This is a genomic window from Veillonella magna, assembly GCF_959600285.1.
Classification (GTDB): domain Bacteria; phylum Bacillota; class Negativicutes; order Veillonellales; family Veillonellaceae; genus Veillonella_A; species Veillonella_A magna.
In genome coordinates, this window is the sequence record NZ_CAUGKU010000012.1 from 38,174 (window position 1) to 64,052 (window position 25,879).

At 42.9% G+C, this 25,879-nt stretch carries 15 protein-coding genes; 1 reads left to right on the forward strand and 14 read right to left on the reverse strand.

Features of this window, described 5'->3' with window-relative positions; genetic code table 11:
• From rplC to Q5873_RS07860, 13 genes are all read right to left on the reverse strand, one after another.
• Complete coding sequence (gene rplC, locus Q5873_RS07800) at nucleotides 1-642, reverse strand: 50S ribosomal protein L3 (RefSeq protein ID WP_205088360.1); 642 nt, start codon at nucleotides 640-642, stop codon at nucleotides 1-3.
• A gap of 15 nt (nucleotides 643-657) precedes the next feature.
• Entirely contained in the window at nucleotides 658-969 is a 312-nt protein-coding gene (gene rpsJ, locus Q5873_RS07805; protein ID WP_028254690.1) for a 30S ribosomal protein S10, read from the reverse strand.
• Nucleotides 970-1,135: 166 nt separating this feature from the next.
• Nucleotides 1,136-2,323, reverse strand: coding sequence for an elongation factor Tu (tuf, locus tag Q5873_RS07810; protein WP_288759711.1), 1,188 nt, complete (start codon nucleotides 2,321-2,323; stop codon nucleotides 1,136-1,138).
• 57 nt (nucleotides 2,324-2,380) lie between these two features.
• Nucleotides 2,381-4,456, reverse strand: a complete 2,076-nt coding sequence (gene fusA / locus Q5873_RS07815; protein WP_028255445.1) for an elongation factor G — start codon at nucleotides 4,454-4,456, stop codon at nucleotides 2,381-2,383.
• A 24-nt stretch (nucleotides 4,457-4,480) separates the two neighbouring features.
• Complete coding sequence (gene rpsG / locus Q5873_RS07820; RefSeq protein WP_028255444.1) at nucleotides 4,481-4,951, reverse strand: 30S ribosomal protein S7; 471 nt, start codon at nucleotides 4,949-4,951, stop codon at nucleotides 4,481-4,483.
• 42 nt (nucleotides 4,952-4,993) lie between these two features.
• Entirely contained in the window at nucleotides 4,994-5,368 is a 375-nt protein-coding gene (gene rpsL / locus Q5873_RS07825; RefSeq protein WP_028255443.1) for a 30S ribosomal protein S12, read from the reverse strand.
• Nucleotides 5,369-5,444: 76 nt separating this feature from the next.
• A complete protein-coding gene (locus Q5873_RS07830) occupies nucleotides 5,445-5,690 on the reverse strand; it encodes a ribosomal L7Ae/L30e/S12e/Gadd45 family protein (RefSeq protein ID WP_028255442.1) in 246 nt (81 codons plus the stop codon).
• A 444-nt stretch (nucleotides 5,691-6,134) separates the two neighbouring features.
• Nucleotides 6,135-10,346, reverse strand: a complete 4,212-nt coding sequence (gene rpoC / locus Q5873_RS07835; RefSeq protein ID WP_303060258.1) for a DNA-directed RNA polymerase subunit beta' — start codon at nucleotides 10,344-10,346, stop codon at nucleotides 6,135-6,137.
• 34 nt (nucleotides 10,347-10,380) lie between these two features.
• Nucleotides 10,381-14,553: a DNA-directed RNA polymerase subunit beta gene (gene rpoB / locus Q5873_RS07840; RefSeq protein WP_303060260.1), complete on the reverse strand. Its 4,173-nt coding sequence runs from the start codon at nucleotides 14,551-14,553 to the stop codon at nucleotides 10,381-10,383.
• 369 nt (nucleotides 14,554-14,922) lie between these two features.
• On the reverse strand, nucleotides 14,923-16,338 hold the full coding sequence (locus Q5873_RS07845; RefSeq protein ID WP_205088424.1) for an aspartate ammonia-lyase: 1,416 nt from the start codon (nucleotides 16,336-16,338) through the stop codon (nucleotides 14,923-14,925).
• A gap of 593 nt (nucleotides 16,339-16,931) precedes the next feature.
• Entirely contained in the window at nucleotides 16,932-19,214 is a 2,283-nt protein-coding gene (locus Q5873_RS07850) for a hydratase (protein ID WP_303060262.1), read from the reverse strand.
• Between the two features lie 137 nt (nucleotides 19,215-19,351).
• Nucleotides 19,352-20,152: an amidohydrolase family protein gene (locus tag Q5873_RS07855; RefSeq protein WP_303060264.1), complete on the reverse strand. Its 801-nt coding sequence runs from the start codon at nucleotides 20,150-20,152 to the stop codon at nucleotides 19,352-19,354.
• Nucleotides 20,153-20,210: 58 nt separating this feature from the next.
• On the reverse strand, nucleotides 20,211-21,500 hold the full coding sequence (locus tag Q5873_RS07860; RefSeq protein WP_276627218.1) for an SLC13 family permease: 1,290 nt from the start codon (nucleotides 21,498-21,500) through the stop codon (nucleotides 20,211-20,213).
• A gap of 97 nt (nucleotides 21,501-21,597) precedes the next feature.
• Here Q5873_RS07860 and Q5873_RS07865 point away from each other — a divergent pair, with 97 nt between their 5' ends.
• Complete coding sequence (locus tag Q5873_RS07865; RefSeq protein ID WP_028255435.1) at nucleotides 21,598-22,467, forward strand: LysR family transcriptional regulator; 870 nt, start codon at nucleotides 21,598-21,600, stop codon at nucleotides 22,465-22,467.
• Between the two features lie 334 nt (nucleotides 22,468-22,801).
• Here the strand turns inward: Q5873_RS07865 and Q5873_RS07870 are convergent, their stop codons facing one another.
• Complete coding sequence (locus tag Q5873_RS07870) at nucleotides 22,802-25,753, reverse strand: autotransporter outer membrane beta-barrel domain-containing protein (RefSeq protein ID WP_303060266.1); 2,952 nt, start codon at nucleotides 25,751-25,753, stop codon at nucleotides 22,802-22,804.
• Nucleotides 25,754-25,879 lie beyond the last annotated feature (126 nt).

Consider the following 25,879-nt stretch of genomic DNA (forward strand, 5'->3'; position numbering starts at 1 on the left):
TTATTTAACAGGTTTTACCGTGTTGCGAACCATTACAAGGCTGCCTTTGGCACCCGGAATACCGCCTTTAACCAATAACAAGTTACGTTCGGTATCAACTTTTACTACAGTTAGGCGCTGTACGGTAACTCTGCCACCACCCATTTGTCCAGGAAGCTTTTTGCCTTTGTATACCTTACCGCCGCCACCGGAGATCATAGGACCGATGGAACCGGGTTCACGATGAGATTTGGAACCGTGAGTTACAGGACCACGATGGAAGTTGTGGCGCTTAATCGTACCAGCAAATCCCTTACCTTTACCTGTACCTACAACATCTACCAACTCACCTTCTGCGAAGATATCAGCTGCCAGAGTTTGGCCCACTGTGTAATCAGTTGCTTCAGAAAGACGAAGTTCGCGAAGATATTTAACCGGAGCTACACCGGCTTTGTCGAACTGGCCTTTTACAGGTTTAGTTAAATGTTTTTCTTTAATGGAGCCATAACCAAGCTGCACTGCGTCATAGCCATCGGATTCAACGGTCTTAACACGCACTACTACGCTAGGGGTAGCTTCCACTACAGTGACAGGAACTAATCGACCTTCAGCCGTGAAGACTTGGGTCATTCCTAACTTTTTACCCAAAATAGCTTTAGACATAATCGCACCTCCTTATTATAATTTTATTTCAATAGATACACCAGCCGGCAAATCAAGACGGGTGATAGCATCTACTGTTTTCGAATTTGGTTCAAGAATATCAATCAGACGCTTATGCGTACGCATTTCAAACTGTTCACGGGAATCCTTGTTAACATGTGGAGAACGAAGAATCGTGAAGATACTCTTTTCTGTCGGCAACGGAATCGGACCGGAAACCAGTGCGCCGTTGCGCTTTGCTGTATCTACAATTTTTGCTGCGCTCTGATCGAGTGCTTTGTGATCGTATGCTTTTAAGCGAATACGAATTTTCTGCTGTTTTGCCATTAGTACTTTTCCTCCTGTCGTTCATTTCCAGAATGAACTGCTCCATAGAAATTCTCCCCCACAGGGGCAACCTTCTATATCATAGTTTATACACAACACGAGAGCGGCAGGTACTGCCGCTCTAATGCTGCATGGGTTATATTAGCCGTTACGGCTTGTTGGCATCTTACGCTTCGATAGCGGTTACAACGCCGGCGCCTACAGTGTGGCCACCTTCACGGATAGCGAAACGAAGACCTTCTTCGATAGCGATCGGAGTGATCAATTCGATATCCATAGTAATGTTATCGCCAGGCATGCACATTTCAGTGCCTTCCGGCAAGTTGATAACACCGGTTACGTCCGTTGTACGGAAGTAGAACTGCGGACGATAGTTGGAGAAGAACGGAGTATGACGACCGCCTTCTTCTTTCGTCAATACGTACACTTCAGCTTTGAACTTAGTGTGCGGATGAATGGTACCCGGTTTAGCAAGAACCTGGCCACGTTCGATGTCTTTACGGTCAACACCGCGAAGAAGAGCACCAACGTTATCGCCGGCTACTGCGGAATCCAAAGTTTTGCGGAACATTTCCAAACCGGTTACAACGGACTGGGACGGTTTTTCCTGCAAACCAACGATTTCAACAGTGTCGCCCACTTTGATTTCGCCACGTTCAACACGGCCGGTAGCAACCGTACCACGACCGGTAATAGTGAACACGTCTTCAACCGGCATCAAGAAGGTCTTATCGGTGTCACGTTCCGGAGTCGGAATGTATTCGTCAACAGCGTTCATAAGATCGATGATCTTATCAACATATTTCTGATCGCCTTCGAGGGCTTTCAAAGCGGAGCCTACGATAATCGGCACATCATCGCCAGGGAAGTCATAGGAAGAAAGAAGTTCGCGAACTTCCATTTCTACGAGTTCCAACAATTCTTCGTCGTCAACCATGTCGGCTTTGTTGAGGAATACAACGATAGCCGGTACGCCAACCTGACGAGCCAAGAGGATGTGTTCGCGAGTCTGCGGCATCGGGCCGTCGGCTGCGGATACAACGAGGATAGCACCGTCCATCTGAGCAGCGCCGGTGATCATGTTCTTAACATAGTCGGCATGGCCCGGGCAGTCAACGTGTGCATAGTGACGGCTGTCCGTTTCATATTCAACGTGTGCAGTGTTAATAGTAATACCACGTTCACGTTCTTCCGGAGCTTTATCGATCATGCTGTAGTCCTGGAACTGAGCCTGGCCTTTTTCAGCAAGAACTTTAGTGATTGCTGCGGTAAGGGTAGTTTTACCATGGTCAACGTGACCGATGGTACCGATGTTAACATGCGGTTTAGTACGTTCAAATTTTGCTTTTGCCATTTTGAATTGTCCTCCCGGATAATTAAAATTTTCTTAAATATTGTAACCCTTATAGGATTAACCGTTTTTCTTTGCCTGAATTTCTTCAGCGATTTTCTTCGGTACTTCTTCGTAGTGGTCAACAGCCATGCTATAGTTACCACGGCCCTGTGTCTTGGAACGTAAGTCGGTTGCATAACCGAACATTTCGCTCAACGGAACAAAGGCTTTGATATGCTGGGTACCATTACGAGCTTCCATACCTTCCATGCGGCCACGACGGGAGTTAAGGTCACCGATTACGTCGCCCATGTATTCTTCCGGTACATCAACTTCTACTGCCATATATGGTTCAAGGAGAACCGGATCAGCTTTGCGAGCACCTTCTTTGAAGCCCATAGAACCAGCAATTTTAAAGGCCATTTCCGAAGAGTCAACATCATGATAGGAACCGTCAAATACGATTACCTTAATGTCTACCATCGGATAACCGGCGATAACACCGGATTCCATTGCTTCTTTAACACCTGCTTCAACAGGTCCGATGTATTCGCGAGGAATAGCACCGCCAACGATTTTGTTTTCAAATTCGAAGCCTGCGCCCGGTTCCTGCGGAATCAATTCCAACCAGCAGTCACCGTACTGACCACGACCACCGGACTGACGAACGAATTTACCTTGTGCTTTAACAGATTTACGAATCGTTTCACGATAAGCAACCTGCGGCTTACCAACATTACATTCAACCTTGAACTCGCGATTCATACGGTCAACGATAATGTCCAAGTGTAATTCGCCCATACCGGAAATAATAGTCTGACCGGTTTCTTCATCAGTACGAACTTTGAATGTCGGGTCTTCTTCAGCCAAACGAGCTAAGGCAATACCCATTTTTTCCTGGTCAGCTTTTGTTTTCGGTTCAACCGCAACAGAAATAACCGGTTCCGGGAATTCCATGGATTCAAGGATTACCGGAGCCTTGTCATCACACAACGTATCACCGGTAGTTGTATCTTTTAAGCCTACTGCTGCTGCAATATCACCAGAGTAAACTTTTTCGATTTCCTGACGGCTATTGGCATGCATCTGAAGAATACGACCGATACGTTCTTTCTTACCTTTTGTAGAATTATAAACGTAAGAGCCGGATTCCAAAGTACCGGAGTACACACGGAAGAAGGCCAATTTACCAACATACGGGTCAGCCATAATTTTGAAGGCTAATGCAGAGAACGGCTGTTCGTCAGAAGACGGACGCGTTTCTTCTTCACCCGTTTCAGGGTTAACACCTTTAATCGGCGGGATGTCAGTCGGAGCCGGCATGTAATCTACTACAGCATCCAAAAGCATCTGTACGCCCTTGTTTTTATAGGAAGAGCCGCACAATACCGGGAACAATTTGTTTTCACAAACAGCTTTGCGAAGGGCTACCTTCAATTCATCGATGGTAATTTCTTCGCCTTCCAAGTATTTCATCATGATTTCATCATCGGTTTCAGCAATAGCATCAACCATCATTTCACGACGAGCTTCGGCAATTTCCTGATATTCTGCCGGGATATCGGTAATTTCATATTCTTTACCGTCATCGCTGGTATAAATTTCGGCTTTCATTGTCATCAGGTCAATAATACCCTTAAAGGTATCTTCTGCCCCGATTGGCACCTGGATAGCAACACTGTTTGCACCCAAGCGTTCCTTCATCATATTTACTACGTTGAAGAAGTCAGCACCTACCGTATCCATCTTATTTACATAAGCGATACGCGGTACGCCGTAGGTAGAAGCCTGACGCCATACAGTTTCGGACTGCGGTTCAACGCCGCCCTTAGCACTGAATACTGCAACGGAGCCGTCCAATACACGAAGAGAACGTTCTACTTCCACAGTAAAGTCAACGTGACCCGGAGTGTCGATGATGTTAATACGATGATCTTTCCAGTGGCAAGTAGTAGCAGCGGACGTGATCGTAATACCACGTTCCTGTTCCTGAGCCATCCAGTCCATCGTAGCAGCACCTTCATGTACTTCACCGATTTTATGAACTCGGCCTGTGTAGTAAAGAATACGTTCCGTCGTGGTAGTTTTACCGGCATCGATGTGAGCCATGATACCGATATTGCGAGTTTTCTCCAAGGAAAATTCTCTTGCCACTAATGTCAACTCCTCTTTAACTAATTACCAACGATAATGTGCAAATGCCTTATTGGCTTCTGCCATCTTATGAGTATCTTCTTTTTTCTTGATTGCTGCGCCAGTATTGTTGAACGCATCCATCAATTCACCGGCAAGACGTTCTTTCATAGTACGTTCACCACGAAGACGAGCGTAGTTTACCATCCAACGAATACCGAGGGATAAACGACGATCGGCACGAACTTCCACCGGAACCTGGTAGTTAGCACCGCCAATACGACGAGCGCGAACTTCCAATACAGGCATAACGTTTTTAAGAGCCTGATCAAAAACTTCCATTGGGTCCTGACCCATTTTGGAACGAACAATTTCAAATGCATCATATACGATGGATTCGGCAATGCCTTTTTTGCCATCATACATTACTTTGTTGATGAAGCGTGTAACCAATTTGCTGTTGTACACCGGATCCGGAAGTACGTCACGCTTCGGCACAGGGCCTTTTCTTGGCATATCAATTTCCTCCTTTAACGATGTGTGTTACTGTTAAGCCAATTATTTCTTAGCTTTTTTTGCGCCGTACTTGGAACGACTCTGCATACGATTCTGTACGCCGGCTGTATCCAATGCACCGCGAACGATGTGATAACGCACACCCGGAAGGTCCTTAACACGACCGCCTCTGATAAGTACTACACTGTGTTCCTGTAAATTGTGTCCAATGCCCGGAATGTATGCAGTTACTTCGATAGCATTTGTCAAACGAACACGGGCAACTTTACGAAGTGCGGAGTTCGGTTTCTTCGGAGTAGCTGTATATACACGAGTACATACACCACGTTTTTGCGGGCATTCTTTCAATGCCGGAGCCGTGGATTTACGAGTCAATGTTTCGCGACCCTTACGTACTAGCTGATTGATTGTCGGCATTTGGGCACCTCCTTTCCAAACAATTAGATTTATAATTGATCCCGTACAACATGAGCTGTACCGGATATTACCAAATTTATTTAAGCACACCTACTGCTGCCGCCTTCACTTTAATGTTAGCTGCTTTACCAAGTTCTTCCATCGAATGATTTCTATCAACGGCAACACCGTGTACTTCACAAAGTTCAAGAATAGGCAACGCAATTCGATCATCACTATTGTTAGCAACGAATACCAACTCTACTTCATCTCGTGCTATTGCCTTTGAAGTTTGTTTAGCACCAATTGTCTTCGCAGACGATGTCAGAATACTGAGTTCCATATCCTCGCTCCTTGTCTTTATTATGCTCATGGGCACACTCTTCCGTAAGCACTATAACAGTTTAGCATCATCCCCGACTGTTGTCAACAAAATTAATCGCTGTTTTTCCGCATAAACACTGGCTTTTATATGTACACTTTTCCGTGCGGTTCAATTTTATTTTTCAATGAATATTTTCTCCCATTTTATGCAAATCTTGCGCCAATATTCGTATAATATTTCAATTTTAACATCAATATTGCTTTTCACGCATAACTTCCTTGCAAAATAAATACAAAAAGAGAAGCCAATCCAGTGATTGTACTTCTCTTTTTATTATATAAGATTCTAAATTTATACGCTCGGCTAGTCTTCAAGAACCTCACGTGACTCACTCTTATAGCTACTCTCCTAGCCATTGCCAAGAAACCACTTAGACTATGTGCCACTCACAATTCTAGGTTCCTATGCGTCTGCACTGTCGTCCATCGTTTCTGACGGAACATCAATAATCTGTGGTTCTTTTTTTACAACGCGAATCTTACGGTAGCGACTCATGCCGGTACCGGCAGGAATCAATTTACCGATAATAACGTTTTCTTTCAAGCCCAACAACGGATCAATCTTGCCTTTAATAGCTGCATCGGTAAGAACACGAGTCGTTTCCTGGAAAGAAGCGGCTGACAAGAAGCTATCGGTAGCTAATGCTGCTTTAGTAATACCTAACAAGATACGTTTACCTGTAGCCGGTTGTTTACCATTCATAATCAAACGACGATTTTCGGCTTCAAAGGTATTCACATCTACAGGATCGCCCGGCAACAGATCAGCATCACCGGCACTTTCAACCTTAACCTTATGAAGCATTTGACGTACAATAACTTCAATATGCTTATCGTTGATTTCTACACCTTGCGATTTATATACTTTTTGTACTTCATAAACAAGATAACGCTGCGTTGCTTCCGTGCCCATTACACGCATAATATCATGCGGATTAATGGAACCTTCCGTGAGGCGACCACCCAAAGCTACATGATCTCCGTCCTTAACGATGATACGCGCACCGTACGGAATAAGATAATCTTGCTCTACGCCGTCTTTATCGGTTACAAAAATTGTATTTGTCCCCTTCTTATTATCATTAGGTACAACACGTACTACCCCTTCTACTTCGCTGATGATAGCATGGCGCTTCGGGCGACGTGCTTCAAACAATTCTTCGACACGCGGCAAACCTTGAGTAATATCGTCACCGGCAACCCCGCCTGTATGGAATGTACGCATCGTAAGCTGTGTACCCGGTTCACCGATAGACTGTGCCGCAATAATACCTACGGCTTCACCAACCTGTACCTGGTTACCTGTACCGAGATCTCGACCGTAGCACTTCATGCAAACGCCATACGGGGAGCGGCAAGTCAACACGGAACGAATCTTGACAGTATCGTAATATTTAACGACTTCATCTGCCAATTCTTCCGTAATTTCACCGTTAAGCGGTACGATAACTTCACCGGTATCTTTATTAATCAATTCTTCTGCTGCCGTACGGCCTACAATTCGATCCTTCAACGGTTCAATGATGCCGGCACCTTCGACAATAGCTTCTACTTCAATGCCGTGAATATCATTGTTGCGTACTTGTACTTCTTTTACATCGCTATCAAGAATTGCTTCTATACCTTCTTCTGTTAATGCTACGCCGGCAGGAACAATTTCATTACCTTCACCATCGATAACAGCGTTTACCGTATCCTTGCCCAACATGTTATGAACCATGGTCTCACGGAGAGTTTCACGAATGCCTTCATCCGTTTCACCAAGCTTAATGTTCTGTACAAGGTTAGTGTGGTTCATATCGCTGTCATTACCAAGGTGAACACCGCGTAATGAAATATCCGCCACCTTATGTTCTACCAACAATTCCAAGGATTCTTCAGTGAGAATCGTTTCCGCCGGAACAATAACTTCTCCTGTAGACGGAACAATAACGTCTTTATCAAGAACGCGACCAATCAATTTATCCTTTAAAAGGTTAACTGCCTGACGAGTAGAGCTTGCCAAGCGCGCACGTTCACGCACCAAATCAATACCCACAACGTCACAATCTTCTTCACGGACGATGACATCCTGCGATACATCAACCAAGCGACGGGTCAAATAACCGGAGTCTGCCGTACGAAGAGCCGTATCGGCCAAGCCTTTACGTGCCCCATGGCTAGAGGTAAAGTAATCCAATACGGTAAGACCTTCCTTAAAGTTAGCCTTAATTGGCAAGTCGATGATTCGACCGGACGGGTCTGCCATCAAACCACGCATACCAGCCAACTGACGAATCTGCTGTTTATTACCGCGGGCACCGGAAATAGCCATCATGTATACCGGGTTAAAGCCTTCCTGGTCACGCATCATGTTGTCCATCATAGCATCCGTTACATCTTCCGTAGCCTGTGTCCAAAGCTGAATTGTTTTACGATAGCGTTCATCTTCGGAAATCAAACCGCGACGATAGAGACGAGATACTTTATCTACATCTTCATCAGCTTTGCTCAAAATCGGTGCTTTTTCTTCCGGTACTTTAATATCGGCAATAGCGATTGTCATACCCGCACGACGTGCAAAGGAATAGCCCAATGATTTTACGCGGTCGAGAAGTTCCGCCGTCTTTTCGTTACCGAATAATTGGAAGCACTGGTCAACCAGTTTACCTACCATTTTCTTATCCATAACGCGGCCCAATGTGTAGTGACCGTCTTCCTGGCGCTCAAATTGACGCAATTCAGGATATAAAGCTTCATTGAAAATCAATCGGCCAGCCGTTGTTTCTACGCGGCCATAGCCTTCAAGACGAATATATAAAATATCCTGCAAACCGATAATACCTGAGTTATATGCCAGCATGACTTCATCGTAATTAGCGAAATATTTAGCCTTATCCTTCGTATGCTGACGTACTACGGTCAGATAGTAGGTGCCGAGAATCATATCCTGAGAAGGTACCGCAACCGGCTTACCATCTTTAGTTGACAAGATGTTATGCGAAGACAACATCAATGTACGTGCTTCCGACTGCGCTTCTACAGAAAGCGGTAAGTGACAAGCCATCTGGTCACCATCAAAGTCAGCATTAAACGCAGTACATACCAACGGATGAAGCTTGATAGCACGGCCTTCCCAAAGGATCGGTTCAAAAGCCTGAATCCCCAAGCGATGCAGTGTCGGGGCACGGTTAAGAAGTACCGGATGTTCTTTGATTACTTCTTCCAACGCTTCCCATACGCCCGGACCGATACGCTCTACCTGACGCTTAGCCGCCTTAATATTGCTTGCTTGCTGGCGTTCTACCAAACGCTTCATAACAAATGGTTTGAACAATTCTAACGCCATTTCTTTCGGCAAGCCGCATTGATGCATTTTCAATTCCGGACCAACTACGATAACGGAACGGCCGGAATAGTCAACACGTTTCCCTAGCAAGTTCTGACGGAAACGACCTTGTTTCCCTTTTAACATATCGGACAAGGATTTCAGCGGACGGTTACCAGGACCTGTAACATGACGGCCGCGGCGACCGTTGTCGATGAGCGCATCAACGGCTTCCTGTAACATACGCTTTTCATTGCGAACAATAATTTCCGGTGCGTCTAAATCCAATAAACGTTTCAATCGATTGTTACGATTGATTACGCGACGATACAAATCATTTAAATCGGACGTAGCAAAACGACCACCGTCGAGCTGAACCATCGGACGAAGCTCCGGCGGAATAACCGGCACCACATCCATAATCATCCATTCCGGACGGTTACCGGATTGGCGGAACGCTTCTACTACTTCCAAACGACGTACGGCACGAACTTTACGCTGACCTGTAGCCGTTTCCAATTCATTACGAAGCTCAGCATTAAGCAAATCAAGGTCCAATTCGCTTAATAATTCTTTAATTGCCTCTGCCCCCATATCTACGCAGGCAAACGACACTTCGTTCAACGCTGCCAACTCATAGCGTTCTTCACGACTTAACGTTTCATATTCCTTTTCTTCTTCCGGAATAGAAGTATCTGCTGCCAATGCGGCGTTTTTAGCTTCCTTACGTTTAGCTTCCGCTACGATAGCCAAGCGTTCACGACGCTGTGACACCGTTTCAAGAGCTACCTGCTTACCGCTGATTGTATAGTTTTCATCCATAAATTGCGCTTCGTATTCGCGATATTCCGATTCGGTAAGAAGCTGACGTTTCGCTAACGGAGTTTCGCCAGGATCAACTACGATATAAGCAGCAAAATACAATACACGTTCCAACGAACGCGGCGATATATCAAGGATAAGACCCATGCGGGACGGAATGCCCTTGAAATACCAAATATGAGATACCGGCGTGGCCAACACAATATGGCCCATACGTTCACGACGCACCTTAGCGCGTGTTACTTCAACACCGCATTTATCGCACACTACGCCCTTATGACGGATGCGCTTATATTTACCGCAATGACATTCCCAGTCTTTTGTCGGTCCAAAAATGCGTTCGCAGAACAGACCGTCGCGTTCCGGCTTCAATGTGCGGTAGTTAATTGTTTCCGGTTTTTTTACTTCACCGTAAGACCATTCCAAGATTTGCTTAGGCGAGGCCAAGCCAATCCGCATGGAATCAAATTCATTTACGTCTAGCACAAGTATCGCTCCCTTCTTTTTGGATACTCAATTATCAGTCTTCATCTGTGGAGGTATCTTCATCATAGGTGCCTAACATGCTGATAATGCTGTCATCACCTTCGTCACTCGGAGCGTCGTCTGCCGATTCTATAATAGCATCATCAGCTATCGCTTCATCGCCGCGCTGTACGTCGCCTTCCTCCATAACTTCTTTAATTTCGTCTTCGTTTTGTTCATCGCGACCATCATCATCGTCATCCAATTCCTTGATGACAACTTCTTCTTGGTCTTCGTTAAGAATCTTCACATCAAGACCGATACTCTGGAGTTCTTTCAGCAATACTTTGAAGGATTCCGGTACCCCCGGTTCAGGGATATTTTCACCCTTCACGATTTTTTCGTATGCTTTTACACGGCCTACGACATCGTCAGACTTAACAGTGAGCAATTCCTGAAGCGTGTAAGCTGCACCATAAGCTTCAAGCGCCCACACTTCCATTTCCCCGAAACGTTGACCGCCGAACTGTGCTTTACCACCGAGCGGTTGCTGCGTTACCAAGGAGTACGGGCCTGTAGAACGAGCGTGAATCTTATCATCAACCAGATGATGCAATTTAAGCATGTATACATAGCCTACCGTTACACGGTTATCCATCGGTTCACCGGTACGCCCGTCATATAATATTGTTTTACCGTCATCACTCTTACCGGCAATGCGTAAGGTATCGAACACATCGCCTTCATGGGCACCATCAAATACCGGTGTAGCAATATGAATACCGGCTACATCCGGCTTCGGCATACCATAAGTAGTGAAGTCATAACCGTAAGATTCCAAATCCTTACGAATTTCTTCACGTTTAGCACGTGCCGAATCGATAGTATCCAAAATATCTACGACTGCACTAAGACCCTGAAGCTCGTTTCTCAAGCCCTCTTCCATTTCCGGTGCTTCTTCGTCTTCATTGTCGAAGTACTCGATTTCGGCATCAATATACGTCTTTTCGATAGCTTTTAATTCGTCATAACGAGCACGGCCGCCCAAAGCATTGAGTTCAGCCATGGCTGTTTCGCGAATCTTATCCAATAATTCTTCACGGCGTGTCGTAATTTCCGCATCAACATCAAGATGTGGTACTGTCACATTTTCGCCGATTTTTTTCTTCAAGTCATCAATTTCCGCATACAAGTCTTTAATGCGATCAATGGTGTCCCAGTAACGGCTATCTGCTTTAGCGCGATCCAAGACACTTTGAATCTGCAAGTCTGTAGCCTTAATCTGCATACCCAATCCTTGTACCGCCCAGCCTAAGTGAGTTTCCAATACCTGACCGATATTCATACGAGACGGTACGCCCAACGGGTTCAATACAATCTGCACCGGGGTGCCATCCGGTAAGAACGGCATATCTTCCTGACGCATAACACGGGATACAACCCCTTTGTTACCGTGACGACCGGCCATCTTATCGCCTTCGTGAATCTTACGCTTCTGCGCAATATATACACGAACCAATTTGTTTACGCCCGGGTTCAATTCATCGCCGTTTTCACGGGTAAATACCTTAACGTCAACAATTTTACCGGATTCACCATGCGGCACGCGAAGCGAAGTATCACGGACTTCACGTTCTTTATCACCAAAGATAGCGCGAAGCAAGCGTTCTTCCGGAGTCAGCTCTGTTTCGCCCTTCGGCGTTACCTTACCTACTAAAATATCTCCCGGATGTACTTCGGCACCAATGCAAATAATGCCGTTTTCATCAAGGTTGCGCAGGTTATCATCACCGGTATTCGGCAATTCACGAGTAATTTCTTCTGCGCCTAACTTAGTATCACGTGCATCACATTCGTATTCTTCAATATGAATAGATGTGTAAATATCTTCTTTGCAAAGTTCTTCACTAAGCAAAATAGCATCTTCGTAGTTATAACCTTCCCAAGGCATGAAGGCTACCAACACGTTAAAGCCCAATGCCAATTCGCCGCCGTCCGTTGCCGGGCCATCAGCCAATACCTGTCCTTTTACTACACGATCGCCACGGAAGACAATCGGTTTCTGGTTAAAGCAAGTGGACTGGTTAGAACGAAGGAATTTATTCAATTTATATACATCTACACGACCGTTATCGCGAAGTACATGGATTTCATTACCCCAGCAACGAGTAACCACACCGGCTTCTTTAGCCAATACACATACGCCGGAGTCACATGCTGCTTTATATTCCATGCCGGTACCAACCAACGGAGCCTGTGCACGAAGCAACGGCACAGCCTGACGCTGCATGTTCGCCCCCATGAGTGCGCGGTTAGCATCATCGTTTTCCAGGAACGGAATCATAGCAGTACCGATGGAAACAACTTCCTTCGGGCTAACGTCCATGTAATCGACTTTATCCGGAGTAACTTCGAGGACTTCATGACCGCGACGGCACGCAATATGTGTATCTGCAAAGCAGCTTTCCGCATCCAATGCAGAGTTTGCCTGTGCAATAGTCATGCCTTCTTCTTCATCGGCCGTCATATATACAACCTGATCCGTTACAAGAACTTTTACTACTTTATTGGCATCTTCACCGGCGCCGTAGATTTTTTCTACTTTACGATACGGCGCTTCAATAAAGCCGAATTCATTTACCTTCGCATAGTTAGACAAAGACGAAATCAAGCCGATGTTCGGACCTTCCGGTGTTTCAATCGGACACATACGACCATAGTGAGAATGGTGTACGTCACGAACTTCGAAGCCTGCGCGTTCACGAGACAAACCACCAGGTCCCAAAGCTGACAAACGACGTTTATGAGTCAATTCGCCAAGCGGGTTAGTCTGGTCCATGAACTGAGATAACTGGGAGGATCCAAAGAATTCTTTTACCGCTGCCACAACCGGACGAATATTAATTAATGCCTGCGGTGTAATCATCGCATCGTCCTGAATTGTCATGCGTTCTTTAACCACACGTTCCATACGGGTCAAACCAATACGGAACTGATTCTGAAGTAATTCGCCTACACAACGAAGACGACGATTACCCAAATGGTCAATATCATCGGTATGTCCAAGACCATCCATCAAATTAAGTAAGTAACTGATATTGGCTAACATATCTTCACGAGTTACCGTGCGATGATCATACTCAAGATTACTGTTATTGCAAATAACCTTAGATACGGTACCTTCCGGATTTTCTACGAAAAATTCAGCAGTACCTTCACCGGCAAATACACCGCTCTGGGCTACTACCTCAATTTGTTCTTCACCCATATATGTACCGGCATCAAGTACAACTTCACCGGTTTCCGTATTCACAATCGGTTCTGCCAACACTGTACCGAAAATACGTTGGCGCCAGCCTAATTTTTTATTTAGTTTATAGCGACCTACGCGTGCCAAATCATAGCGACGCGGATCAAAGAACAAATTATCGAACAGGTTACGTGCACTTTCTACTGTCGGCGGTTCACCTGGACGCAACTTCTTGTAAATTTCTACCAATGCTTCTTCGCTGGATTCCGTAGTATCCTTTTCCAAGGTACGAATCAAGCGTTCATCATATACGGGATGCCCGTCTTCATCGGTTTGACCATTCCAGAACAATTCCAAAATAGATTCGTTCGTACTCCAACCGAGGGCACGTACCAACACGGTAGCCGGCAGCTTACGATTGCGGTCAATGCGAACAGCCACAACTTCGTTAGCATCCGTTTCCAATTCTATCCATGCACCGCGGTTAGGAATAACCGTAGAATCATACAAACGGTTCCCCATAGTATCAATGTTTTTACCATAGTACACACCCGGGGAGCGTACCAACTGAGATACGATAACACGTTCCGCACCGTTGATAATAAATGTACCGGTTTCAGTCATCAACGGGAAGTCACCCATGAATACTTCCTGTTCCTTAATATCGCTATGTTCCGGGTCATTATTCACTAACCGTACATTGACACGAAGCGGTGCCGCATACGTAGCATCACGATTCTTGCACTCATTAATATCATATTTAGGCTCACCTAAGCTAAAGCCTTCAAAGGAAAGCACTAAATTTCCTGAATTATCTTTAATCGGAGAAATATCGTCAAAAATATTCTGTAAACCACTCTCCAAAAACCACTCGTACGACTTGCGCTGCACGTCCAACAAATGTGGCATTTCTAAGACTTCGTCAATCTTAGCGTACGTGTAACGAGTTCTCTTACCTACCTGTTCAGGTTTGAACATACTAGCTTTCACCTCTCATATTCATTGGCTTACCATCTATTCTATAACGGTATGACAAACGACAATAATCCAGGTCTCAGTTTTCCTGCTCATACAATGACAAAATAAGCAAGGCCCTCTCTCTTTTTTGAACCTTGCTTTACATGTATCAGCACAACCTTGGAAGATTTCCCCTTATCACGAACTATGTTATAGCTTACTATTCATCGCACACGAAACCATGTGCATTTGCAATTAAGTATTATACCATTATATTTTTCTTTTGTAAAGGAACTTGTATAAAAAAGCCCAACGCAACGGAAGCTATACTTTACTCCTTTGCGCCGAGCTTTTATATTATATGTATTATATTATATATAAACCTTTATATTAGTTGCCATGTGTCTTCAAAATATCCGCACCGGCGATCCCCGGCTTCGTCATTTCTGCCGGCGATAAGATGTGGTTCATATCGGCTTCGGACAACAATCCCTTTTCAAGAATAATTTCCTTAATAGCTCGACCGGTAGAGTAGGCTTCTTTTGCTAACATTGATGCATTTTCATAGCCAACATGCGGCAACAATGCAGTTACAATGCCAACACTTCGATCCAACCAGTGCTGACACTGTTCGCGATCAACCTGTAAATCAATGAGCAATTTATCAACAAAGGTGTTTACACCATTCTTAAGATAGCACATGGAGTTGAAAAGGTTATACGCAATAACCGGTTCCATTACGTTTAATTCAAACTGACCATTTTCTACACCTAAGGTAACTGCCAAATCATCGGCCACTACTTGGTAGCAAACTTGATTCAATACTTCGGCAATAACCGGATTAACTTTGCCCGGCATGATAGAAGAACCCGGTTGGCGCGGGGGCAATTTCAATTCGCCAATACCGCAACGTGGGCCCGATGCCATAAGACGGAAGTCGTTAGCCATCTTAATCAAAACCAAAGCTGTAACTTTCAAACCACCGGAAATATCGGCAAAAATATCCGTATTGTTCGTAGCATCAATAAGATTATCTGCCGTATGGAATTCTTCGCCAACAACAGCCGACAATTCATCAACAACATCTTTAATGTACGACGGTTCCGCATTAAGACCGGTACCAACTGCAGTAGCTCCCATGTTTACAATATGAGCTTCCGCAATAGCCGACTGAATACGACGAATACCACGGCGTACCCCGGAAGCATAGGCTCCCATTTCCTGACCTAATGTAATCGGTACGGCATCCTGTAAATGAGTACGACCCATTTTTAGAATTTCTTTATATTCTTCCGCTTTGCGTTCCAATTCATCAACTAAACGCTGCAATGCGGCCAATAACGGTTTGCTCTTCAAAATAGCGCAAACCTTAATAGCTGTCGGGAAGGAGTCGTTCGTAGACTGTGCCATGTTGCAGTGATTATTAGGCGAAATAATATCATAGCTTCCCTTCGGTTTGCCCAAAATTTCCAAACCGCGGTTAGCCAATACTTCATTCATATTCATATTAAAGGATGTACCGGCCCCACCCTGAATCGGATCTACCGGGAACTGATCCACAAAGCCACCGGCAATAATTTCATCGGCAGCTCGTACAATAGCTTTGCCAATCGTGGCATCCAAGCGGCCCGTTTTCATATTTGCCAAAGCGCAGGCTTTTTTTACCATAGCCATGGAGCGAATAAAATCACGATCCAAACGTTTACCTGTAATATTAAAATTTTCCAAGGCACGCAGGGTCTGTACACCATAATATAATTCATCGGATACTTCAAGTTCGCCTAAAAAATCATGTTCTTTACGCATACTGTCAACCTCTTTCTATTACGTCCGTACTCACTGTACATCTTCTCTACTGTTCTATACCTAATACAAATACTAGTATTCTAAGATGGCATCATTATATCATGTATACACAATACAAAGAAAGAGTTTGCTTCCATTTTACTTATATCGTTTAGTGATACAAATCCTTATTTTTACTAAATTCAATCCACTTATAAAGCGTCACGCCTTATGTATCTTGTATCCGTAATGAATGCCTTTCCGGCATCAAAGAAAAATACAAGTGGCTTACTAAAAATTCATTTCCTCGTTTGCTGTTGTCTATAGAAAATGGACACTACAAATTTCCACTACCAGTCACATATTATAAATTTACTTGTTAAGAGAGATACATATTATCGATTTTTCTCACCGCATCTGCATTCTTCATGTAACTATAACTATAAATACAAAAATCGGCAAGGGATTAAATCCCTTGCCGGCCTTCATAGCTATCCTACCCATATAGCTTCTATATACAAACACATTACAGAGAACCAAGGAGAATTCGGTGCAATGAATTTGTCACATCTATTAAATTATTATTTCTTATCAACAGTTCAACTCGTTATCTCTTATGCGTTGGCATAATGATTGATCAAGCAACCGGCTGCCATAATCTGTCTTTCCTCTGCTTCCAATTCACCTAAATGCAAAGTAATCTCTTTTGTGTGGCCCTTCGCATCGATGACGTACGCCGTATACGTATCTTCACCGGATTCTAATATCTTTCGTACATTCGGCACCCAAATATAATCACCTACACCGAATGCATTTTTGTCGGTCTCATCGATAAGGAACGGTAGCATCCCCCAGTTCATTACATTACTGCGATAGCGCTTCGTCGCATATTCACGGGCAATATTGGCAGCCCCACCGAGTACACGTTGACAGGAAGCGGCCTGTTCACGGGCGGAGCCGTCACCGGGTTTATTCGCATAGATAACACTGCCGATGGAAGCATGGCTCCAAAATTCTTCCGGTGTTACTTGTAACTGCATCGCCGTTGTTACTGCTTCATACAGATCTGCCAGTTCAGTTAACTTACCTTCTTGACGCGCTTTTTCCATGGCGCGTACCTCTTTGGCACGGCCAACATATTCCGGTACCTTACGGCTTAAAGCAAATTCAGACAATGCATACGGATCGGACCGATAGGAAGAGGTTTCACCGGACGGAATTAATTCATCCGTTGTCGTTACCGGATCATCAATGTACGCCGCTACTTTTAGTACAATATTATCATTCAATGCCTTAATAGACGGCCATGGTTTTATGGACGGTGCATATACCAATTCTTCCTTCGCGTCCGCATGACCAAAACCGCTGTATACTTTATGTTCGTATGGTTTACCGTCGAAATGGTATTCCGGTACGCTTTCATCATAAGCTACTTCCGTAGCGGGGGTAAGCGCACCACCATTAATCGCCGTAGCTGCCACGGAACGAGCATCCATAAGGCCGACGGAAGAAATCTGACCGTTCCCCGGTTTCGAACCTTCACGATTCGGGAAATTACGTGTCGCATGACGTACACTGAAGCCTTCGTTATTCGGCGTATCTCCGGCACCGAAGCAAGGTCCGCAGAAGGCCGTGCGTACAATGGCTCCGGCTTCCATCAAATCAACCAATGCACCGTTCTTCATAAGCTCTAAATAAATCGGCTGGCTGGACGGATACACGCTAAAAGCAAATCGTCCGTTTCCCACACTTTTACCGCCGACAATATTGGCTGCTGCTACCAGGTTTTCGTACAAACCGCCGGAGCAACCGACAATAATGCCTTGGTCACAATGCATCTTACCATCGTAATACTTGTCGGCCAAGCCCAATGTTAACGACGTATTATCTAACTGATTAACGGCTTGCTCTTCAATATGGCGAAGCAATTCCTTACCGCCTTCATTTACTTCTTTAATTGTATATACATTGCTCGGATGGAACGGCATGGCAATCATCGATTCCAGTTTGGACATATCTACCACAACAGCGCCGTCATAGTAAGCTACCTCTCCGGGGTTCATTTCTTTAAATGCATCTGGTCTACCGTGTAAGGCGAGGAAGTTTTTCACTTTGTCATCCGTGCGCCATACGGTGGAAAGACAGGTCGTTTCCGTACTCATTACATCCACACCGTTACGGAAATCAACGGACAACTCGCTCACACCGGGACCGACAAATTCCATAATTTTATTTTTTACAAAGCCGTTAGCAAAGACAGCTTTTTCAATGGCCAACGCTACATCCTGCGGTCCAATACCATGGCCCGGTTTGCCTTTCAAATAAATAGCGATAACACCGGGGCGTTTAATATCATAGGTGCGACCCAGTAATTGTTTAACAAGCTCCGGTCCGCCTTCGCCAATAGCAATTGTCCCCAACGCACCATAGCGGGTGTGGCTATCGGAACCAAGAATCATCTTACCGCCACCGGCCATCATTTCACGCATGTATTGATGAATAACTGCCATATGCGGAGGTACATACGTGCCACCAAAACGCTTCACCGCCGACAACCCGAATACATGATCGTCTTCGTTAATCGTGCCACCTACAGCAGCCAAGCTATTATGACAATTTGTCAAAATATAGGGGATAGGAAATTCATTTAAGCCACTGGCAATCGCTGTCTGAATAATACCTACATACGTGATATCATGCGAGGCCAATGCATCGAATTTTAATTTAAGATTCTCCATGCCATCCGCTTGCTGATGCGCTTTTAAAATCCGATACGCCATCGTCTGTTTGGCGGCTTCCTTGGCATCCCAGCCCGCATCATGAGCCTGCACGCTCTTAGCTTCTATTAATTCTTCTCCGTTGCGAAGAAAGACTCCGTCTGAAAGTAATGTTACCATCTGTACACCCTCCGTTTACTGTTTAACCTTACCTTCGTAATAAAACGCAATATCCATGTCTTGTCTATATCCTAGCGCCGCTTCGTCATAAGTACAAACAGTTAATTCTTAGTATCTATCATAGGTTTTATTTATCGTTATAGATAGATAAGCTCATCAACAGAAGTAGATAAAATATCTTCGCGTATATCACTTCCTATAAGCTCGTTCATTGCTTCGTAAGCACGATCATATGTCATAGTGCTTTCATTTTGCGTATGTGGCCAATCACTTCCCCATAATAATCGTCTCGGTCCAAAAGAATTTAATAAATGTGGTAACAAGTTTTTTGCTATTTCCAAGCCTTTTTCAAAACCACCTAAGCGATAACACGCTGATACCTTTACCCATACTCTTTTAGTATTGCCTTGCTTTAATAAATATTGAAACCCTTCATCTCCCAAAGGATCTTCTATATTAGGTTTACCAAAATGATCAACTACTACTTTTACTCCGGCCTCTAATAAAGGAGTAATTAACCTTGATAACACGCAGGCATCAATATGAAGTTCTACATGCCAATTCAATTCTCTAATATAACTTAAACATTGCTGCCAAACGGGTGTGCTTAAATCGGGGATTTCTTTACCATAAAGATTTAATCGAATCCCGATGATATTATGCTTATCCAATTCCCTAAGTACATCAAAATCTACATTTGGTTCAATAACAGCAACCCCATATAATTTATCAGGATATGTATCGATAGCATCTATCATATAACTATTATCGGTTCCTAAAAAGCTAGGTTGAATTAAAATACCTCGCTGCATTCCATGAGAATCCAATTGATTTACAAACATTTCTTTCGTAGCCTTGTACTCCGGAGCATAACGTCGTACATTTGCTAATGGTAACCCCGGCTCAAAAACATGTGCATGAGCGTCTGTATATTTCATATTAGCCTCCTACAATAAATCTTAATGATAAATACGAAAAGAAAAATATCCCTATATATTAGAAGAAAAGGTTAATCATAAATGCATAAGCTATAGAAGATACCAAGCAAATAGGCGCCCCTTTAAACATCAAGTCAGTAAACATTTTTTCTCGTTCATCATCCCCAACACAACTAAGCATCAAACTACCACCGGAAGAGAATGGCGAAATAGCCGTTGCTTGAGCGCCAATAACAATGGCTGAAAATAAAATTCCAGCACTGATACCAGAAGCCTCTGTAATACCTGGAACAACAGGAAATAGAGCTGGTGTTACTACACCCATAGTACTACTGAAGAAAGACATAAAGCCTCCAATTACAGCCATAACAACTGGTACAATGGCTGTTGGTAAAGCAGCCGTTACCCAACTAGCAATCATTTTTACTGTACCTGCTTTGATTGCTACAGAAATAAGCATTCCCACACCACAGATCATTAAAAGAGTTCCCCACGGAACATTTTTTATAATATCTTTTTCCGAACCTATATTTAGCAACAAACCGATAACAGTGAAAATAATGGCAACAAGCCCAACATCAATAGATTTCCCCAAAGAAGCAAATAATTTTACCGAAGGTATAAAAGTATGTAGTAAAGGGAATATCAAAACTATAGTTACCATAGTAAAAATTAAAGTCAATGTCTTTTTCTGAATTCCATTAAACGCTTGAGGTTTAGGGATATCTATCACTTGTGAAGATTTTTTACCTTTATTGATTAATATCAACACACTTAATACAATAATGGGAATAACCAAAGACGCCAAGAAAATTTGGAACGCATAGCCATATGACACTGCTTCATATCCAACTTGATTCATCAAACCAATAAAAACTACACCGCCGGGACTAACCATAAAATTATTACCACAAAGCGCTCCATAGTTAACTGCTAGAGCACCAATCAATGGACTAAGCCCTGTTTTTCTACACAATATGATAGTGATAGGTCCAAAAAATGCCATCACAGCAAAAAAACCTGCTCCTAGTGCCGCTATAATCGTTGCCGCAAAGAAAATTACCAACGGAAGCATCTTAGGAAAGCTACGTGTTCTATACATCATATGTTGTGATAGTACTTCTAACGTTCCATTTGAAATAGCAAAGTTATAGAATAAAGAAATAGCTAAGATAACAAAAAATATGCTTACAGGCCACATTTTTATTACTTCTGCTGGTTTTAAACCTAAAGCAAATGTTCCAATAATATAAGCAAAAATCATTCCAAAGAGCCCTGTATTTATCTTTGTCTTATATCCCAAGGCAATCGTCACTACTATAGTTGCTATAATTATGCCATTAAGCATAACTGTACCCTCCTCTTCCTATACATATAGTTCTCCCCTCTTTTCAATAGCTTATGGTATACTAAATACATATAGCTATAACCTATGGGAGACTACTATGGACGATAAAGATTTTGTATTACTTAAAACATTATATGAAGAGAAAAACATCACGCACACAGCCAAACGGCTTTTCATGTCACAACCGGCTCTCAGTGACCGTTTGAAAAAATTGGAGCAAGAGTTTGGTTGTACCTTGTTCATCCGCCAACCGCGTGGGATTACCTTTACTTCCGAGGGAGAACTGCTTTGTCGCTACTTTAATCATGCTTTGCACGATTATCACCGCATCAAAGAAATCCTTACCTCCCGCGGATCCACCGTAAAAGGCTTTCTTAAAATCGGCTGTTCCAATGTATTTGCCAAATATCGTATGCCTCGCCTCTTATCAGAATTTAAGCAAGCCTATCCGGATATTGAAATCAATATGAGAAGTGGCTACAGCCATAATCGCTACAAAGATTTTCTCGAAGGCGATATCCATGTTTGCATTGCCCGCGGCGATCATAATTGGTCTGAACATAAACAATTACTATGGCAAGAGCCATTATGTCTCTTTACCAAAATGCCCTTGGAAATTGCCGACTTACCTACCGCCCCCTACATTCACTACAAAACAGATCCCATTCTTCAAAGCGTACTTGATGACTGGTGGTATGCGCACTTCCAAAAGCCGCCGCGTACGACGATTGAAGTAGATGCTATGGATACGGCTCTTAAATTAGTACAACAAAATCTAGGTTTTACATTACTTTCGCAAAGCTGTGGTCAAGATACACCGGATATCATGACGATTCCGTTACACCTGCCCAACGGTGAGCCTTTGCTTCGTAAAACTTGGATGTACTACCGCAACAACTATAAGCATCTGTCCAGCGTGAAAGCCTTTGTTGACTTTATCAATCAACATGACTTTTCTAACGGGTGATAGGTATTTCATCTATTTTTCTCATTCATACTATGCATATAGCGTACTCCATAATCGGTATCGCCACAAACAGTTAATACTTTTACTCTGATATAAGTAAAACAAATTGTTTAGCAGTCATATAGATAGAAAAATTTATGTGCATTATGCTAGATTTATATAAAAAGAAAATGGACTTCTTTATTCTTATCATTGAAAAGAACGAAGAAGTCCATTCTGTTTATATGTAGTTTTTTAATTTTACGGAATCAATCTCATTCCTTTAAAAGCCAACATAGCGAGAAGATGATTCCATTTGTATAGAGTCCGCTTACTCCATTACCTTACTTCTAAATTAGAACTTAAAGTTAATATGTCCGCCGTAACGATTGGACTTAACAGTATCACCTTTCTGGTATTCATAGTCGAGACCATATGTGATTGTTCCGTTTGTTGCTTCAATGCCAACCTTACCGATAAAGCTACCGCTATCCGTTACATCATAAGAGAAGCCATTAGCTGTACCGTCGAGGCTTACCGTCTGATCAACACTACGATCACCCGTGTTCCATACATAACCAAGTTCTGCTACCGGACGAATTGTCCAAGTCCCCTGTTTGTAATCGGCACTATACTTAACGCCAACCGGAATTAAGAATAAGTTTTGACCGGATTGCGAGTAGGAAAGACCTACGCTATTAGTACTGTCATCCGTATTCAAATGTACGTAACGAGCCCCTGCATACGGAACAAATTTAGATTCACCATAAGAGATTCGTTTTTCACCACGAACACCTACACTAAATGCATCTGTATCAAAGGATGAAGTCAATGCTTCCCCTGCTACATGCTGCGTTACATCATGAGAGCCGCGGAGGTAAGATACATCACCGAGTAAAGCATAATCACCTTTTTCCAAACCGCCATATAAGCTAAGTCCGTAGTACTTCGCATCATCTTTCGTAGATGTAGCTAACGTATGTCCGGATACATCACCATCAACATAGGAGAATGCAGCACCTACCGTAAGATCATTATGATGATAGAAATCGGCACCTACTACGATACCATTATACTTACTATCATAGTTACCTTGCATCTTACCTAAGTCAGCATCGGACACAGTATCCTTCGAATGAATAACTTTAGCCCATACATCTTTATCATGCGTTAAGGCATTTGCCAACGACATATGATCTGCTACGGAATCAGCCAACATATTTGATGCAGCAAAGGTTGCATAAGAAGCACCACTAAGAGCTACCATGTTGGCTACGCCATTGAGGGCGTCTGTCATTTCTTCTTTACTAACTTTTCCCATCTTATCATCGGTAATAGTATCTATGAGTTTATAAATATTATTACTTGTATCATACTTTAAGGCTGCATTTATAACATCTGGCATTACAGTGTCAAACTCGCTACGAACATCTTTATAGTCTGAGACGATAACTAGATTACCATTTTCATCCATTTCTCCTGTCAATGCCACCAATTTTTTATTGGAATCCAACGTCATTGTACCATCATCTTTAAGCCATCCAGCATCCTTTAACCCTTCAACAGTTTTTTCTCCATCATTAGACAAAATTGTGTACTGTTTATCCGGTTGAGCATCCTCTATATAAAGTTTTGCTCCATCAGCTATGTTTGCTTCTCTTACACCAGATAGTGCAGCTTTTCCTTCTACACCTTTATTAGTCTCAATAGCTTTTCCATCAACAATGGTTACTGAGCCTGCTGCAGCTGTAAATGTACCAGGCTTTATTTGCTCTGCTGCACTCTGCAGTGCGTCATCATTCTGGGAACCATCCAGATATACTGCACCTTTATCTCCTAATTCTTGATTTCCCTGAATATATAAAACGCCCTTTATTCCATTAGGACCAAATTCTAATCCAGTTTTTTCAAACATTTGCTCTGCTAAATCATCTTTACCAATTGTTGCATATGTATTTTGACCAACAAGTAGCTTACCATCAATATAATTATCGGCTTCTACATTTGACTTCTTAAAATCTACCACAACATGTGCTGGATTCTCATCCCACTCAGGATCTAATATTAATGTCGCACCATTCAATACAACATTACTAAATTTAACATTTGCGTCATCTTCTTCAGAACCAATAATTACTACTGTATTCTGAGGATTTTTTCCAGAAACAATAAAACTATCTGCTGTCACATTACCAGAAATTACCGGAGCATAATATACCTTTTCTTCATTTTGACTTAATTCACTATCTACATTGACTTCAATATTTGTACGTAACACACCCCTACTTGTATCGAGATGCGAATCACGTCCTAAAATAACTTTACTTATTGCCACATCACCACTAGATGAAGTTCTAGCCTCTTCACCAACACGTACTGTTCCTTTTACATCAGTCTTGCCATTAATAATGAATTGGCTTCCCATATTTACGTCAACATCTGAATTCAACGTCATTGCGGTACGATTATCAACATATTCATTGCCAATAACTAATCTACCCATGCCGGTCCAATTCGCATCTAGCTCTTTGCTTCCTACTACTACTTTAACATTTTTACTTGATTGTCCATCAACAGAGAGGACATCTCCCCCTTCAGACCCACCAAGAATAACTTGTTGAGTACCCGTAATGTAGAATCCTTTAGATCCCTTTTTCAAATCTAATTTACCAACAGAGAATCCATTTTTAACTACCTTAGAATCACTTACATCAACAATATCCGATTTAATCAAATCAATCGTATTCTCTCCCAAAACTATTAAATTTGCTTTATCCTTAATAGCTACTTCTCTCTTATCGTGCGTGGTATCGATACCTGCTGATGTCATACTATCAATTTTATCAATAGTTAAATTATCTTCGAGAAGATTTCCACGTATATCCAACCGAGTCTCATTACCTCCATCTGCTTCTCTAATTGCTTTAACAGCAGCTCGTGCATATTCTTCGGTAAAATTATCGGTATTAATTATAACAGACCCACCCTGGAAATCTATCTTATTATCCACAACGTCCCGTATATGTTCAGGCAACTGTTTTGCCCCACTCACTCTTATTGTAGTGTCATTCGCATCATTACCAAAAAGTTGGGTTGAATCTGTAGCAATAGCTCCTCCATGCCATAAAATTAATTTACCAGCGCCTATCATATTTTTTTCAAAATCTTTTACATTAACTACAGTAGTCAATGCCGATCTACTAGATGTAACATGCAAGTCCTTTTGTAAATTGTATGTTCCGGTAATCTTGCCTCCATAAAGGAATGTCCAATCACCATCAAAAATATTATTTTCATTCAGATTCAAATCGCCCCTTAATCCTATATGGCCTTCCCCATAAACTCCCCCTTTTATCTCATTTATATGATTAAAATTAATAGGGCTCTTCTGGCATCCCTGTGGGTAAGAAATGCCGCTTTCCCTTGTAATCAA